The following is a 15,125-nucleotide window of genomic DNA, read 5'->3' as shown; positions in this document are numbered from 1 at the left end:
GACTAACCGGACGCCAAGGCGCCGTCCTGCAGCCTGGACCCGAGCGCCGGGTCGAGGTCCGCTATGCCGTCCGGCGTCACTTCGAGGACCCGCGCGGTGGCAATGTCGTAGAACAGGCCGGTTGCCTGGACCTGCCCGCCGGCCAGGGCCGGCCCCGCGTGCGGATGGTTGTGGAGCTTGCCCAGCTGCACGGCGACGTTGACCATCGCCAACTGGTCCACCGTGCTGTACCCGGCGGCGGCGGCCTGCCTCCCCACCGGGTGGCCCGCCAGCAGTTCGGCATGGCTTTGCCGGGCGTGCCCCAGCCAACGCCCGAACGCCGGGCCCAGGGAAGCGTGGTCCGCGCCGTCCGCCTCGGCGATCAGCGCCTTCATGGCGCCACAGTTTGAATGCCCGCAGATCACCAGCGACTTCACGCCCAGGCCCGTGACGGCGAAGGACAGGGCCGAGTCGATCGAGGAATCCTGGCCGTGGTTGCACACAACGTTGCCGATGTTCCGCAGGGTGAGCAGATCGCCCGGACCACTGCTGGTGATCAGGTTGGGGTTGACGCGCGAGTCAACGCAGGCCACGAACAGGCTGTCCGGGTTCTGCACTTCGGCCAGGTCGTGCACCAGGGGACGCACCTGGTCCGCGAACCGGCGGTGATACTTGTTGATTCCCTGCAGCAGGGATTCCTTCCGGGGTGGCAGCGGCAGCTCGCTGGCTTCTCCGCGGCGGGGCGATTGGTGGGCCGCGTCCCGGAACAGGGTGTTCCCGTGCTCTTCGAGGTTCACGGTGCCGCCTGTGGCCTGGTGCTGGACCTGCCAGGCCAGCAGGGCTTCGCGGAACGAATGGTCTACGTAGTCCGCATTCAGCTCCACCACGACGTCCACGGCGGCGGGGATTGACTGCAGCGTCCCGTTCAGCCGCGGCAGGGCGAAGAAGCTGCAGGATCCGGCAACGGTCACCCGCCAGGGCGACGACGCGGCGGCGGGCGGGTGGGCCTGGATCGGGGCGCGCAGGACCCGCCACAGCACGCACGCGGCGGCCAGGGCGAGCCCGATCATGACGCCCTCCAACAGGTTCAGGAAGACGACGCAGCCAAGGGTCACGGCGTAGATCAGGAGGTCACCGGTCCGCAGGCTGGTGCGGATATCGGCCACCTTGATCAGGCGTGCACCGATGACCACCAGCAGGCCGGCGAGGACGGCCAGGGGGATGAGCTGGATCAGTCCGGCGAAGAGCGCCGAGAAGGCGAGGACCCAGATGCCATGCAGCACGGCGGACGTGCGGGTGGCCGCGCCGGCTTCCACGTTGGTGGCGCTGCGGACGATCACACCCGTGACGGGAAGGCCGCCCAGTGATCCGGAGACGATGTTTGCGGCGCCTTGGCCGACGAGTTCCTTGTTGAGGTTGGTTCGCGGTCCGGTGTGCATTTTGTCCACTGCAACCGCGGAAAGGAGGGATTCGATGCTCGCGATCAGGGCCATGGTCAGGACTGCGAAAGCGAACGCCCGCCAGTTTCCGTCGGGAAGCTGCGGCAGGGCGATCGCATCGAAGATCGAACCGTCGAGGGAGATGCGTTCCACCCCCGGGGCAAAGGCGACCGCCAACGCGGTACCGGCGGCAACTGCTGCCAGCGGGCCGGGCACCCGGCGGACAATGGCGGGAAGGAACCGCCAACACAGCAGGATCACGATGACCGCCAGGCCCAGCAGGGCGGCATGCAGTTCCAGGTTGATAATGGCGGCGGGCAGTCCTGCGAGGTTCTCAAGCGCAGAGCCTGCGGGCCGCGATCCCAGCAGCACGTGCAGCTGCTGCAGGATGATGGTGACGCCGATGCCGGCGAGCATGGCTTTGACCACCACGGGGGAAACGGCCAGGGCTGCCCGGCCGACACGGCTGATGCCCAGCAGCAGCTGCACGACGCCGGCGGCCACGGTGATGGCGCACGTCACCTGCCAGCCGAACTCCTGCACCAGGCCGGCCACGACGACGGTCAGCCCGGCGGCGGGACCACTCACCTGAAGCGGCGAGCCGCCAAGGCTGCCGGCCACGATGCCGCCGATGGCGGCGGCGATCAATCCCGCCATGATCGGGGCACCGGATGCGGCCGCAATGCCAAGCGAGAGCGGGAGCGCGACGAGGAACACCACCAGTGAAGCGGGAATGTCGGCACCGAGATGGGAGGCAAACCCGGGGATGCCGGGTTTTTTCCGGAGCGGATTCCAGTTTCCACCCGGTGGGCTGTGGCTGGGAGCGGGGACGGCTGTGGGACGGGCTTCCATGGGCTCTTTCCTTTGCTTGCGGGAAGGGTCCGGTCCACCGTAAGCAGCTGGTCATGTTCAATGACAGTTAACGTGACAGATATGACAAAGATGGCATATTGTTCGCCAAGGCAACGAATCAGTGGCTTACCCCACGCTTGCCGCCCAACAAGGCTCAACAACAAAAAGCGGCCCCCACCGTGAGGTGGGGGCCGCCGGCAGGTTGGAGCGGCGTTTCAGCTAGCCGCCTGCCACCGCCCGGCCAATGAAGGGATCGACGGCGAGGGCGATAAAGAGCAGGGTCAGGTAGCTGATGGAGCCGTGGAACACCTTCATGGCCCGCTTGTCGGGGATGTCCTCCCGCTGCGCACGCGCATACAGGGCATGGGATTCATAAAGGAACCATGCGCCCGCCAGGACGGCGGTGGCCGTGTAGACCCAACCGGCACCGCCTGCGGGAATCATCAGCAGCGAGCAGGCGACCATGGCCCAGGCATAGAGGACAACCTGGACGGAAACCACCTTGGCGCCGGCGATGGCGCCGAGCATCGGGACATTGGCGTTGCGGTAGTCCTCGCCGTAGCGCATGGACAGCGGCCAGTAGTGCGGCGGTGTCCACAGGAAGATCACCATGAAGAGGATGACCGCCGGCCACTCCACCGAATTGGTCACCGCAGCCCAGGCAATCAGGACCGGGAAGCACCCTGCCGCGCCGCCCCACACAATGTTCTGTGCGGTACGGCGCTTCAGGATCATGGTGTAGACCACCACGTAGAAGAAGATGGCGCCCAGGCCGAGCCAGGCTGACAGCGGGTTGGCACCAAACCAGAGGATCACGATCGCCGCCGCACCCAGCAGCCACGAGAAGACCAGCGCTTCGCGGGGCGTGACTTCGCCCGTCACCAGCGGCCGGTTTTCGGTGCGGTGCATAAGCTTGTCGATATCCCGGTCGATGTAGCAGTTGAATGCCCCGGCACTTCCGGCGGCGAAGGCGCCCCCCACCAGGGTGGCAAGGATCAGGCCGATGGGCGGGAAGCCCCGCTCGGCGTAGATCATGGTGGGCAGGGTGCTCACCAGGAGCAGTTCGATCACGCGGGGCTTGGTGAGGGCGAGATACGCCTTTGCCTTGCGGGCATACCCGGCGCCGGAGGCCCGGGATGCGTTTAGCGGCGTATCTGTTGTGCTCACGGTGGCAGTCACCCGTTCTGTGTGGCAGTTGAGGCTGGCTGTGCAGCTCCGGTCGTGCGGCCCCGCCCCGGGCATGGCACGACGAAAAGAAATTGCCATGTGCCTGCATCTGCCGGGAGACTCCGGCTGCAGTGGTGCCCACCGGTGTTGGCCTCCGAATATCATACCGTGCCGGCACCCCCGTCCGGGGCCTGCCCTATGCGCAGTTGATCGCTCGCAGGCCCATTCGAGCAGATTAACTCAGCCTTCCGCCGGAGCCTTTCACAAAAGGGGAAATTGCGTCCAAAACGTGAGATTCGGGCCGCCCGGACTATGGATAAGAGCTAAGCTGTCACCAGATCAGCACGCAGCAAGTAAGCGGTGGAAAACGCATTCCCACTTGCTGTTCGTGACTGAATGCAAAGATCAACGTTTCGATGGTGAACGGCTGGTACACACCAAAGCGGCGCCACAGAGCGCGCCCTTAGCCGGATCCGGTGTACCACTGCCACCAGCACAGAGAGGGGCCCGGTTTTCGTGCCACATTTGGAAGAGCAAGAACTGTCATGGACCAGCCTGGACCAGCGCGCCGTGGATACCATCCGCGTGCTGGCAGCGGATGCCGTAGAAAAGGTGGGCAACGGCCACCCGGGTACGGCGATGAGCCTGGCCCCGGCCGCGTACCTTCTTTTCCAGAAGCTGATGCGCCACGATCCGCGTGATCCGCACTGGCTGGGCCGCGACCGCTTCATCCTGTCCCCCGGCCACACCTCCCTCACGCTCTACATCCAGCTGTTCCTTTCCGGCTATGGGCTGGAACTGAAGGACCTGGAAGCGCTCCGCACCTGGGGTTCACTCACCCCGGGCCACCCTGAGTACAAGCACACGGCCGGCGTGGAAATCACTACCGGCCCGCTGGGCCAGGGCTTGGCGTCCTCCGTGGGCTTTGCGTACTCGCAGCGCCGCCAGCGCGGTCTTTTTGACGCCGACGCTCCCGCGGGCGAATCGCCGTTCGACCACACCATCTGGGTTATCGCCTCCGACGGCGACCTCCAGGAAGGCGTGACCTCCGAGGCATCCTCGCTTGCCGGCCACCAGGAGCTTGGCAACCTCGTGGTGATCTACGACGAGAACCACATTTCCATCGAGGACGACACCGACATCGCGTTCACCGAGGATGTCCTGAAGCGCTACGAGGCCTACGGCTGGCACACCCAGCGCGTGGACTGGACCCGCACGGGCGAATACAAGGAAGACGTCCAGGAGCTCTACTCGGCCCTGCTCGCCGCGAAGGCCGAAACCTCCAAGCCGTCAATCATCTCGCTGCGCACCGTCATCGGCTACCCGGCACCCAAGAAGCAGAACACCGGCAAGATCCACGGCTCGGCCCTGGGCGCCGAGGAAGTCGCCGCGCTGAAGGAAGTCCTGGGCTTCGACCCCGCCAAGTCGTTCGACGTGGACCAGGAAGTGCTCGAACACGCCCGTGCGGTGGTTGAACGCGGCGCTGCCGAACACAAAGAGTGGGAAGAGTCGTTCAACGCCTGGCAGGCAGCCAACCCGGAAGGGGCAGCACTGCTGCAGCGCATCGAAGCCCGCGAACTTCCCGAGGGCATCGACGACGCCCTGCCGGTGTTCCCCGCAGGCAAGGACGTTTCCACCCGCGCGGCGTCCGGCAAGGTTCTCAATGCGCTGGGCCCGGTCATGCCCGAACTCTGGGGCGGCTCCGCCGACCTCGCCGAGTCCAACAACACCACCATCGAGGGCTCGCCGTCTTTCGTGCCGGCCTCCAAGCAGACCGACGCGTGGTCCGGCAACCCGTACGGCCGGGTGCTGCACTTCGGCATCCGCGAGCACGCTGCCGCGTCGATCGTCAACGGCATCAGCCTGGCAGGAAACACCCGGGCGTTCTCGGGCACCTTCCTGATCTTCAGCGACTACCAGCGGCCCGCCATCCGCCTCGGCGCCCTGATGGGTGTGCCGTCCCTGTACGTCTGGACGCACGACTCCATCGGCCTGGGCGAGGACGGCCCCACCCACCAGCCGGTGGAACAGCTGGCCTCACTGCGCGCCATCGTGGGACTGGACGTGGTCCGCCCCGGCGACGCCAACGAGGTTGCTGCCGCCTGGAAGACCATGCTGGAAAACCACGCCAACCCCGCAGGCATCGTCCTGACCCGCCAGAACATCCCCACGTGGGAACGCGGTGCGGGCGACGCCGACGGCGACACCTTCGGTTCCACGGCCGGGGTTGCGAAGGGCGGCTACGTCCTGGCCGAGGCTTCGAAAGACGGCGCCACGGTACCTGCCGACGTGATCCTCATTGCCACCGGTTCCGAGGTCCAGCTGGCCGTCCAGGCACGCGAAGCGCTGCAGGCCGACGGTATCGCCGCCCGCGTCGTCTCCATGCCGTGCGTCGAGTGGTTCAAGAAGCAGGATGCCGCCTACCGCGAATCCGTCCTGCCGGCCGCCGTCAAGGCACGCGTCTCGGTTGAAGCCGGACTGGCCTTGGGCTGGCGGGAATTCGTCGGCGACGCCGGCCGTTCCATCAGCCTCGAGCACTACGGCGCTTCCGCCGACTACAAGCGCCTTTTCCAGGAATTCGGCATAACGGCAGAAGCAGTTGCTGCCGCCGCCAAGGATTCCCTCTCCAGCCTCCAGGGCTAAACCTCATCTTTTAGGAGATACAGAAATGACTACTCCCACCCAGCAGCTCTCCGACGCCGGAGTCTCCATCTGGCTCGACGACCTCTCCCGCGGACGCCTGGAAACCGGCACCCTCCGCAAGCTCATTGAAGAGAAGAACGTGGTTGGCGTGACCACCAACCCGTCCATCTTCCACGCAGCCATCACCTCCGGCACGGACTACGACGCCATCATTGCCGGCAAGGCAGCAGAGGGCGCCAGCGTGGAAGACACGATCTTCGAGATCACCACCACCGACGTCGCCGACGCCTGCGACCTCTTCGCCCCGCTGGCCGCAGCCACCAAGGGCGTCGACGGCCGCGTGTCCATCGAAGTCGACCCCCGCCTGGCCTGGGACACCGCAGGCACCATCGCCGAGGCCAAGCACCTCTACCAGCGGGTCAACAAGGACAACGTCCACATCAAGATCCCGGCAACCCTGGAAGGCCTCGAGGCCATCACCGCCACCCTGGCCGAGGGCATCAGCGTCAACGTAACGCTGATCTTCTCCCTGGAGCGTTACCGCGCGGTCATCAACGCCTTCCAGTCCGGCCTGGAGCAGGCCAAGGAGAACGGCCACGACCTCGCGAAGATCCACTCCGTGGCCTCGTTCTTTGTCTCCCGGGTGGACACCGAGATCGACAAGCGCCTGGACAAGATCGGCACCGACGAAGCCAAGGCACTGAAGGGGAAGGCCGGCGTTGCCAACGCCCGCCTTGCCTACCAGGTCTACGAGGAACTCTTCTCGACTGAGCGGTGGGCACTGCTCGCCGGGTCCGGGGCACTCCCCCAGCGTCCGCTGTGGGCCTCCACCGGCGTGAAGGACCCGGCGTACCCCGACACCCTCTACGTCACCGAACTTGTCGCTCCCGGCGTCGTCAACACCATGCCGGAGAAGACCCTGGACGCCACCTTCGACCACGGCGTGGTCACCGGTGATACGGTCACCGGCACGTACGCCGAGGCGAACGCCACCCTCGACGCCCTGGAAAAGCTCGGCATCTCCTACAACGATGTCGTCGCCCTGCTCGAAACCGAAGGCCTGGACAAGTTCGTGGCCAGCTGGAAAGAACTGCTGGCCGACGTCGAAGGTGCCCTCGCCTCTGCACGGAAGGCCTCCTAACACCAATGAGCACACTCAGCTTCGACGCCACCGGCGCTGCCCAGCAAGCCCTGGACCAGCACCTTCCCGCCCTGGTAAATGACCGGATCGCCACCCGGATCTTCGCGAAGGACCACACCCTGTGGGGTCCTGATGCGGAGTCGGAGTCGGCCATCCGCCTCGGCTGGGTGGAGGCGGCCACCGTTTCACAATCCTTGGTCAAGGACATCCTGGAACTCCGCGACGCCCTGCGCGCCGAAGGCGTCACCCGGATCGTGCTTTGCGGCATGGGCGGATCCTCGCTGGCCCCCGAGGTTATCGCAGGCACGGCCGGCGTCGAGCTGACGGTGCTGGACAGCACGGACCCCGACCAGGTCCGTGCTGCCCTTGAAGACCGGCTGGCCGAGACCGCAATCGTGGTCTCGTCCAAGTCCGGTTCCACCCTGGAAACCGACTCACAGCGCCGCATCTTCGAGCAGGCCTTCACCGAGGCCGGGCTGGACGCCAAGAGCCGGATCATCATCGTGACCGATCCCGGTTCCCCGCTGGACAAGTCGTCCCGCGAAACCGGCTACCGCGCGGTGTTCAACGCCGATCCGAACGTCGGCGGACGCTACTCGGCGCTGACGGCGTTCGGACTGGTGCCCTCAGGCCTGGCCGGGGTTGATATCCAGGCCTTCCTGGATGAGGCCGAGGAAGCCGCCGAGGTCCTCAATGACGACGCCCCCGAAAACATCGGCCTCGCCCTGGGCGCCGCCCTCGGCGGTACCAGCCCGCTGCGGAACAAGATCGTCATTGCCGAGGACGGCTCCGGCATCGTTGGCTTCGCCGACTGGGCCGAGCAGCTCATCGCTGAATCGACGGGCAAGCTGGGGACGGGCATCCTGCCTGTCGTGGCGGGTCCCAACGCGCCCGAGGTGACCTCCGGCGCGCCGGACGTCCTGGTGGTGCGGCTGGTAGCCGCGGATGCCGACGTCGAACTCGGAGACAACCAGGTGGCCATCGCAGGAGGCCTCGCCACCCAGATGATGGTGTGGGAGTTCGCCACCGCCGTTGCGGGCCGGCTGCTGGGCATCAACCCCTTCGACCAGCCTGACGTGGAAGCCGCCAAGGTGGCTGCCCGGGGGCTGCTGGATGCCCAGCCGGAGCCGACCCCTGCCGCTTTCGTGGACGGTGCCATCGAGGTCCGGGGCGGCGACTGGCTCGGCGGCGCCACCACCGCCGCCGAAGCCGTCAAAGCACTCCTTGGCACGCTCGCTGCCGACAGCTACCTGAGCGTCCAGGCGTACTTCGACCGCCTGGCCTTTTCAGGCCTTGAAGGAATCCGTGACGAGCTCGCCGCGGCTTCCGGCCGGCCGGTGACGTTCGGCTGGGGCCCGCGCTTCCTGCACTCCACCGGGCAGTTCCACAAGGGCGGCCCCGCGATCGGCGTCTTCCTGCAGGTCACCGCTGCGGCGGCCGAGGACCTCGCGATCCCGGACCGGCCGTTCAGCTTCGGCGAGCTCATTGCCGCCCAGGCTGCAGGCGACGCCCAGGTCCTGGGCCAGCACGGCCGGCCCGTGCTGCGCCTCCACCTCACCGACCGTGCCGCCGGTGTGGCGCAGCTGCAGGACCTTGTCGCAGCGCTGTCCACCCGCGCATCCGCAACCGAGAGCTAAGGCGCAGAAGCAACCATGCCAGAAACTGAATACGGCAGGAAGGGCGCGGGCCGCGGGCGTAATCCGTTGCGCGACCCGCGTGACCGCCGTTTGAACCGGATTGCCGGTCCTTCGTCGCTTGTCCTCTTCGGGGTGACAGGCGACCTTGCCCGGAAGAAGCTCATGCCGGCGGTGTATGACCTCGCCAACCGCGGGTTGTTGCCTCCCAGCTTTGCGCTGGTGGGATTCGCCCGCCGTGAGTGGGACAAGGAGGACTTCGCCGCCGAGGTGAAGGCCTCCGTGCAGGAGCACGCGCGCACACCGTTCGATGAGGCGGTCTGGAACCAGCTGTCCGAGGGCATCCGGTTTGTCCAGGGCGAGTTCGACGACGACGCCGCGTTCGAGCGCCTCGGCGAGACGATCAAGGAGCTCGACGACGTCCGCGGCACCCGCGGGAACCACGCGTTCTATCTGTCGATCCCGCCCAAGGCGTTCGAGCAGGTGTGCCGGCAGCTCTCCAAGCACGGCCTGGCGCAGGCTGACGGGGACAAGTGGCGGCGGGTGGTGATCGAGAAACCGTTCGGCCATGACCTGGAATCGGCGCGGCAGCTTAACGACATTGTCGAGTCCGTCTTCCCGCCGGACGCCGTGTTCCGGATCGATCACTACCTGGGCAAGGAGACGGTCCAGAACATCCTGGCACTGCGTTTCGCGAACCAGCTGTTCGAACCGCTGTGGAACGCCAACTACGTGGACCATGTCCAGATCACCATGGCCGAGGACATCGGCACCGGTGGCCGGGCCGGGTATTACGACGGTGTGGGTGCGGCCCGCGACGTCATCCAGAACCACCTCCTCCAGTTGCTGGCACTGACGGCTATGGAGGAACCGATCTCCTTCAATGCCGATGACCTGCGGGCGGAGAAGGAAAAGGTCCTCGCCGCGGTCAAGCTCCCGGACGATCTCTCCACGCACTCCGCGCGCGGCCAGTTCACCGGTGGATGGCAGGGCGGCGAGCAGGTCCAGGGCTATCTGGAAGAGGAAGGCATCCCCGCCGACTCCACCACGGAGACCTATGCGGCGATCCGGGTGGACATCCACACCCGCCGCTGGTCCGGGGTTCCGTTCTACCTGCGTGCGGGCAAGCGCCTGGGCCGCCGGGTCACCGAGATTGCCGTGGTCTTCAAACGAGCCCCGAATTTGCTCTTCCGCGACCATGGCGAGGACGACTTCGGGCAGAACGCCGTGGTGATCCGGGTCCAGCCCGACGAGGGCGTAACCATCCGGTTCGGTTCCAAGGTCCCCGGCACCCAGATGGAAGTCCGTGACGTGACCATGGACTTCGGCTACGGGCACTCGTTCACCGAATCGAGCCCCGAAGCGTACGAGCGGCTGATCCTGGACGTTCTGCTTGGTGAGCCGCCGTTGTTCCCGCGCCATCAGGAAGTGGAGCTGTCCTGGAAGATCCTGGACCCGTTCGAGGAATACTGGGCCACCCTGGCCGAACAGCCCGAACCCTATGCCCCCGGCTCCTGGGGCCCGGCCAGCGCCGATGAGCTGCTGGCCCGCGACGGACGAACCTGGAGAAGGCCATGATCGTAAACCTGCCCGATACCACCACCTCGAAGGTATCCAAGAAGCTCATGTCCCTGCGCGAGCAGGGCGGGGTGATCGCCCTGGGTCGGGTCCTCACCCTCGTGGTGGTGACCAAGTCCGGGCTTGAGGAAGAAGCCATTGAGGCCGCAAATGACGCCAGCCGGGAACACCCCTGCCGGATCATCGTCCTGGCCGACGCCGGAAAGGACGCCGAGGACCGGCTCGACGCGCAGATCCGCGTGGGCGGGGATGCCGGCGCATCCGAGGTCATCGTGCTCCGCGGCTATGGCCAGCTCGCGCACGAGTCCGAATCCCTGGTGGCCGCCCTGCTGCTCCCGGACGCCCCGATCGTGGCCTGGTGGCCGCACGGGGCACCCGAGAACGCGTGCGAGACCTCCGTCGGCGCGATCGCGCACCGCAGGATCACAGACTCTGCCAACGAACCGGACCCGCAGGCGGCACTGGAACGGATCCACCACACCTACAAAGCCGGTGACACCGACCTCGCATGGACCCGGCTGACCAACTGGCGGATCCAGCTGGCCGCGGCACTGGACGAAGTCGATTCCTCGCCCGTCACCGCGGTCGCGGTCGAAGGCGCCTCGGACTCACCCTCCACCATCCTGCTCGCGGCGTGGCTAACGCTGACCCTGGACGCACCCGTGACCATCGTCGCGGACCCGGCGGGGACAGGGATCCGCCGCGTCCGCCTCAGCCGGCCCGGCGGCGACGTGCAGCTCTTCCGCCCCGGACTCTCGGTCGCCGAACTCACCCAGCCCGGCCAACCCGCCCAACGGATCACCCTCCCCCGACGCAGCCTCCGCGACTGCCTCGCCGAGGAGCTCCGCCGGCTTGACCCGGACGAAGTGTTTGGCGAAGTGATTACTATTGGACTGCCACGTACCAATCTAAGGAGCGTCCGACCCAGTGAGCGTTGACCCCAGAGTAAGCATCCATCCTGATTCGTCCGTCCTCATGGCCGCCATCGCGGCCCGCCTGATCACCAAGCTCGTTGATGTCCAGGACAAGTACGGCGAAGCCACAGTGGTGCTCACCGGGGGGACCGTGGGGATCGGTACGCTGAAGGCAGTGGCCGATTCCCCGGCGGCTCCCGCCGTCGATTGGTCCAAGGTCAACTTCTGGTGGGGTGACGAACGTTTCGTTGGTACCGCGGACCCGGACCGGAACACCAAGCAGGCGTTCGATGCCCTGCTCTCGCACATTCCCGTGGACCCGGAACGGGTCCACTCCCCGGGCTCCGCGGACGACTTCGGTACCGCAGAGGAGGCGGCCGAAGACTATGCGCGGCAACTCCGGGAAGCGGCAGCAGCCGAACATGCAGCGGACATGTCCGATGACCGCCCGGATGAGCCGTCAGCGTTGCCGCGCCTTGACGTGGTACTCCTGGGCGTCGGCCCCGACGCCCACATCGCGTCCTTGTTTCCTGAGCAAGCCGGCATCAGGGAAAAGAACCTCACAGTGGTGGGCGTCCGCAACTCGCCCAAGCCCCCGCCGCTGCGCATTTCACTGACCCTGCCAGCCATTAATACGGCGTCAGAAGTCTGGATGGTGGTGGCCGGAGAGGACAAGGCCGGGGCGGTAGGGCTTGCCCTTGCCGGCGCCAACCCGGTCCAGGTACCTGCCGCCGGACCGCGCGGTACGTCCCGTACCCTGTGGCTGATCGACGAGAACGCCGCCTCACGTGTCCCGCAGCAACTCGTCCGAAAAGACGCCGCGGGCGCGTAGCTTTTCCAGCGCTCCGGCCAGGACGTCTTCCGCGTCCCGGTCGGAGCGCCGCTCTTTAACGTATTCCAGGTGGCTTTTGTATCCGTCGTCGAACGGATCAGCCAAGGCGGCCGCCTGGCTGTCACGGGAGGCGGGACCCCCGCAGCGGCGGCAGTCCCAGGTCACGGGAATCTGGTCCTCGGGGAAGCTTAACGAAGACTGGCTGGGTCTCGTGTCCCTTCGCGCACCAGTAGGACACCCGGATGCGAGGGAGGGGCTGGGCGGAAGAATCGGTGGACTGCAGGCTCGATCCGGACCCTGCCGTCACCCCGGCGCGGGTCCCCCGAAAGCCCGATGCTGGATGGACCATGACATCTCCTGCCTCGAAGCGGATGGCCGGTTTCGGCAGCTTAAACGCAACTGTGGCCGCCGGTAAACCGACAGCCACAGTTTAGATGCCCGATCCGGGCAGCGGGAGGGCCTCTGGACCCTAGTCAGCGGGACCCTTAGGAGTCGCCACCGCCGCTGAACCGCATAATCAGGCCGAGGGCAATGATTACCACGCCCCACGTAACGCCCAAGACGATGGTGAAACGGTTGAGGTTTCGTTCGGCTACCCCGGAGGAGCTAAGGCCCGAGCTCATGCCGCCGCCGAACATATCGGAAAGCCCGCCGCCGCGACCCTTGTGCAAGAGGATCAGCAGCGTCAGCAGGAGGCTGGTGATGCCCAGGAGGATCTGCAGGATGACATGAAGAACGTCCACGACGGCCTTTCGGAAGTTGGGATGGCGGGAGTTTGTACTGGCGCCGGACTAGTCCGTGACCAGGTGGCTCTCGAACCTGACAATATTAGCAAACTCGGCAGGATCAAGGCTGGCACCGCCCACCAGGACCCCGTCCACGTCGCGCTCCTGCAGGATGGCGGCGGCGTTGTTGGCCTTGACCGAACCGCCGTACAGCAGGCGGGTCTTGGCGGCAACGTCCGCACCGAAGAGGTTGCCGAGCTCCGCCCGGATCGCAGCGCACATTTCCTGCGCATCCTCGGGGCCCGCGACCTCGCCGGTGCCAATCGCCCAGACGGGCTCGTAGGCGACCACCAGTTCGGCGGCCTGGTCGTTGGTGAGCCCTGCAACTCCGGCGCGGAGCTGCTGGAGCGTGTGTTCCACATGGGTTCCCGCCTGGCGGATTTCCAGGCCCTCCCCGACGCACAGGACCGGAGTGACCCCATGCTTGAAAGCCGCCTTGACCTTGGCGTTCAGGACGTCGTCGGACTCGTTGTGGATGGTACGGCGTTCGCTGTGGCCCACCAGGACGTAGGTGCAGCCAAGCTTGGCGAGGAATTGGCCGGAGATGTCGCCGGTGTAGGCTCCGGAGTCGAACTGGGAAAGGTCCTGGCCGCCGTAGGCCACCTGCAGGTCATCGCCCTGGACCAGAGTCTGGACGCCGCGGAGGTCCGTGAATGGCGGGAAAACGGCAACCTCGACCCGGCTGTAGTCGTGCTTGGCATCGGAGAGGGTCCAGGCCAGCTTCTGCAGGAGGGTGGTGCCCTGCACGTGGTCCATGTTCATTTTCCAGTTGCCCGCGATGAAGGGCTTGCGGTCGAAGGCGCCGTTCGTTGACGTAGTCACGTGATCTCCATAAAAGTCTTGATATGTGTGCGGCCGGCAGGCTGCCGCGGGCAACCTGCCGGCCGGAGGACTGTTCAGTCCGATACTGCTGTGGCAGTTGTGCTACCGGTCCAGGACGCTGAGGCCGGGAAGCTCCTTGCCTTCAAGGTATTCCAGGCTTGCACCGCCGCCAGTGGAAATATGGCCGAACTGGTCGTCTGCGAATCCCAGCGTACGCACCGCAGCCGCGGAGTCGCCGCCGCCCACGACGGTGAAACCCCCGGTTTCCGTCAGCGCCTGCGCGATGGCGCGGGTGCCGGCGGAGAACGCCTCGAATTCGAAGACGCCCATGGGACCGTTCCAGAAGACCGTGCGGGCTCCCTTGATGCGCTCCGCGAACGCGGCAGCGGTGTTGGGGCCGATATCCAGGCCGATGCCGCTGGCACCGAAGCTGCTGCCTTCGATGGCCTCCGCCGGCACCGTTTCGTGCGCGGCGTCGGCAGCAAACTTCTCTGCCACCACGACGTCCGTGGGCACGACAAACTCGGTACCCGCATCCGCGGCCCGCTTGAGGTAGTCCTGGACCACGGGGATCTGGTCTTCCTCAAGGAGGCTGGAGCCCACCTTGTGACCGGACGCTGCCAGGAAGGTGAACAGCATGCCGCCGCCCACCAGGATGGTGTCGGCTTTGCCAAGCAGGTTGTCGATGACCGCAAGCTTGTCGGAGACCTTGGAACCGCCGAGCACCACGACGTAGGGACGCTGGGTGTCGGTGGTCAGCTTCCGAAGGACTTCCACCTCCGTACGGACCAGGTCGCCCTGGTATGACGGCAACCGGGTGGCGACGTCATAGACGCTGGCGTGCTTGCGATGGACGGCGCCGAAGGCATCGTCCACGTAAGCGCCGTTGTCGCCGGTGAGTGCCACGAGTTCGTCGGCGAAGGCGCCGCGTTCGGCGTCGTCCTTGCTGGTCTCCCGGGAGTCGAAGCGGACGTTCTCCAGGACCAGCACGTCGCCGTCCTGCAGGGCGGCAGCAGCCTCCTTGGCGGCACCACCCACGGTGTCAGCTGCCAGGGTGACCTTGAAGTCCGCCAGCTCGGCGAGGCGGTCCACGGCGGGGCGAAGGGAATACTTGTCCTCCGGGGCGCCCTTGGGGCGTCCGAGGTGGGCTGTTACCAGCACGCGGGCACCGGCGTCCGTGAGCTTTGACAGCACTGGAAGTGAGGCCTTGATGCGGCCGTCGTCAGTGACTGTAGAGCCGTCGAGCGGCACATTCAGGTCACTTCGAACCAGAATGTACCGCCCGCGGACACCTTCAGCGATCAGTTCGTTGAGGGTGTGAGATGTCATGTGTCTAACC

General features: G+C 66.3%; 11 protein-coding genes and 1 pseudogene. 6 read left to right on the top strand and 6 right to left on the bottom strand.

What is annotated here, in order from left to right; genetic code table 11:
- Positions 1-2: 2 nt before the first annotated feature.
- The gene (locus tag AC4EEV_RS00765) at positions 3-2,270 is read right to left on the bottom strand and encodes a SulP family inorganic anion transporter (protein ID WP_018761269.1); all 2,268 of its coding nucleotides are present in this window, start codon (positions 2,268-2,270) and stop codon (positions 3-5) included.
- Between the two features lie 219 nt (positions 2,271-2,489).
- Complete coding sequence (locus AC4EEV_RS00760) at positions 2,490-3,449, bottom strand: heme o synthase (RefSeq protein WP_018761268.1); 960 nt, start codon at positions 3,447-3,449, stop codon at positions 2,490-2,492.
- 513 nt (positions 3,450-3,962) lie between these two features.
- Between AC4EEV_RS00760 and tkt the strand changes: the two genes are divergently transcribed.
- The 6 genes from tkt to pgl are packed head-to-tail and all read left to right on the top strand — an operon-like array spanning position 3,963 to position 12,179.
- On the top strand, positions 3,963-6,080 hold the full coding sequence (tkt, locus tag AC4EEV_RS00755) for a transketolase (protein WP_109044628.1): 2,118 nt from the start codon (positions 3,963-3,965) through the stop codon (positions 6,078-6,080).
- Between the two features lie 25 nt (positions 6,081-6,105).
- Positions 6,106-7,221 (top strand): transaldolase, encoded by a 1,116-nt coding sequence (tal, locus tag AC4EEV_RS00750; RefSeq protein WP_491329932.1) that lies wholly within the window; start codon positions 6,106-6,108, stop codon positions 7,219-7,221.
- Positions 7,222-7,226: 5 nt separating this feature from the next.
- On the top strand, positions 7,227-8,858 hold the full coding sequence (locus AC4EEV_RS00745; protein ID WP_018761265.1) for a phosphoglucose isomerase-related protein: 1,632 nt from the start codon (positions 7,227-7,229) through the stop codon (positions 8,856-8,858).
- 15 nt (positions 8,859-8,873) lie between these two features.
- Positions 8,874-10,433 carry a glucose-6-phosphate dehydrogenase gene (gene zwf, locus AC4EEV_RS00740; protein WP_026264452.1) on the top strand — a complete coding sequence of 520 codons (1,560 nt, stop codon included), beginning with the start codon at positions 8,874-8,876 and terminating at the stop codon, positions 10,431-10,433.
- A complete protein-coding gene (locus AC4EEV_RS00735; protein ID WP_491329931.1) occupies positions 10,430-11,371 on the top strand; it encodes a glucose-6-phosphate dehydrogenase assembly protein OpcA in 942 nt (313 codons plus the stop codon). The genes zwf and AC4EEV_RS00735 overlap by 4 nt, the downstream gene beginning before the upstream one ends.
- A 37-nt stretch (positions 11,372-11,408) precedes the next feature.
- On the top strand, positions 11,409-12,179 hold the full coding sequence (gene pgl / locus AC4EEV_RS00730) for a 6-phosphogluconolactonase (protein ID WP_240617700.1): 771 nt from the start codon (positions 11,409-11,411) through the stop codon (positions 12,177-12,179).
- Here the strand turns inward: pgl and AC4EEV_RS00725 are convergent.
- The 4 genes and pseudogenes from AC4EEV_RS00725 to AC4EEV_RS00710 form a co-directional block, all read right to left on the bottom strand.
- Positions 12,132-12,528 (bottom strand): annotated as a pseudogene (locus AC4EEV_RS00725) (RNA polymerase-binding protein RbpA). The gene pgl and the pseudogene AC4EEV_RS00725 overlap by 48 nt on opposite strands.
- A gap of 136 nt (positions 12,529-12,664) precedes the next feature.
- Positions 12,665-12,922, bottom strand: a complete 258-nt coding sequence (gene secG / locus AC4EEV_RS00720) for a preprotein translocase subunit SecG (protein ID WP_018761260.1) — start codon at positions 12,920-12,922, stop codon at positions 12,665-12,667.
- A gap of 48 nt (positions 12,923-12,970) precedes the next feature.
- Positions 12,971-13,786 (bottom strand): triose-phosphate isomerase, encoded by an 816-nt coding sequence (tpiA, locus tag AC4EEV_RS00715; protein WP_491329930.1) that lies wholly within the window; start codon positions 13,784-13,786, stop codon positions 12,971-12,973.
- Between the two features lie 102 nt (positions 13,787-13,888).
- Positions 13,889-15,115 carry a phosphoglycerate kinase gene (locus tag AC4EEV_RS00710; RefSeq protein ID WP_491329929.1) on the bottom strand — a complete coding sequence of 409 codons (1,227 nt, stop codon included), beginning with the start codon at positions 15,113-15,115 and terminating at the stop codon, positions 13,889-13,891.
- Between the last annotated feature and the right edge of the window lie 10 nt (positions 15,116-15,125).

The sequence above is a fragment of the Pseudarthrobacter sp. MOO14 genome, assembly GCF_058267675.1.
This window is presented reverse-complemented; position numbering and strand designations above follow the sequence as displayed.